Here is a 1,461-nt window from a genome sequence, read left to right on the forward strand (position 1 = left end):
GGTGCACCATGCCGATGCCGGCGGCTAGCGCATCGGCGGGACTTGTGATCCGCACCGGCCTGCCCTGGATGAGAATCTCGCCGGCGTCGGGCGCATAGGCGCCGAACAGCACGTTCATCAGCGTCGTCTTGCCGGCGCCGTTCTCGCCCAGCAACCCGAGGATTTCGCCGGGCGCGACGCTGAGATCAACGGCCTCGTTCGCCTTGACGGCGCCGAAGCTCTTGGTGATGCCGCGCATTTCGATGAGGGGGGCGGACAAGGGGGCTCCTGAACGGACGGGCTTTGCGATTCAACTTTGATTGAGAGGAATGCGCTGCACCCCCCTCTGGCCTGCCGGCAATCTCCCCCTTGAGGGGGAGATTGGATGTCATATCGGCTTTCGCCAATTTTCTTGAAAGAACAGCGCGTCGCCGAAACTGCTAATCTCCCTCCTTGAGGGGGAGATGTCCGGCAGGACAGAGGGGGGCGCCTAGCGCCAGCCCCTCGAACCAGAACTCAATCCGAAACCGGCGTGTTCTCGTCCACGTCGACGCGGAAATTGCCTTCGAGGATCTCGGCTTTCTTCTTTTCGACCAGCTCCTTCACATCAGCCGGCAGCGTCTTGTCGAACTTGTGGTAGGGCGCCAGATGCGAGCCGCCCTTGGCCATGCGCGAGAAGTCGCCATAGTCCTGCGCGGTGAAGACGCCGGCCTTGACCAGCTTGATCGCCTGTTCGACCGTCGGATACATGTCCCAGACCGGGCCGGTGATGACCGTATCCGGGCCGAGACTCGATTGGTCGGACATGTTGGAGATGGCAAGGATCTTCTTGTCGACCGCCGCTTCGATGACACCGAAGCGCTCGGCATAGATGACGTCGACACCGGCGTCGATCTGCGCGACCGCCGCTTCCTTGGCCTTGGGCGGATCGAAGAAAGAGCCGATGAAGGCGACCTTCTTCTTGATGTTCGGGTTGACCTCCTTGGCACCGGCGAAGAAGGCGTTGACCAGCCGGTTCACTTCCGGAATGCCCATCGCCGCGACAGCGCCGATCGTGCCCGACTTCGACATCTTGCCGGCGATCATGCCTGAGAGATAGGCGGGTTCATGGATCCAGTTGTCGAAAACGCCGAAATTCGGTTCTGCGGGCCCAGCACCGGAGCCGAACAGCCAGGCGGTCTTCGGGAACTGCTTGGCGGTGCGGCGCGACTCACGCTCGGCGGCGAAGGCATCACCCAGCACCAGCTGGTAGCCGCCTTGCGCGTATTCGCGCATGACGCGGCTGAAATCGGCGGTCTGCACCTTCTCCGACCATTTGTATTCGATGCCGAGTTCCTTCTCGGCCTTCTGCAGGGCGACATGGATCTGGTTGTCCCATGGCTCCTCGATCGGCGTGGCGAAGATCGCCGCCACCTTCAGTTTCTTGTCCTTGCCGAAGGCAGCGCCCGGCAGCATTGCCGCAGCCAGGCCAAGCGCGCCCAA

The 1,461-nt window shown here is 62.4% G+C and carries 2 protein-coding genes; both read right to left on the reverse strand.

Annotation, left to right across the window (positions count from 1 at the left end; translation table 11 throughout):
* The coding region (locus EN932_RS35965; protein WP_128369518.1) for an ATP-binding cassette domain-containing protein at nucleotides 1-259 on the reverse strand (259 nt) is incomplete at its 3' end.
* Between the two features lie 236 nt (nucleotides 260-495).
* On the reverse strand, nucleotides 496-1,461 hold a 966-nt coding region (locus tag EN932_RS35970), incomplete at its 5' end, for a BMP family protein (RefSeq protein ID WP_206619034.1).

Source organism: Mesorhizobium sp. M7A.F.Ca.US.002.01.1.1 (assembly GCF_004022955.1).
Classification (GTDB): Bacteria; Pseudomonadota; Alphaproteobacteria; order Rhizobiales; family Rhizobiaceae; genus Mesorhizobium; species Mesorhizobium ciceri.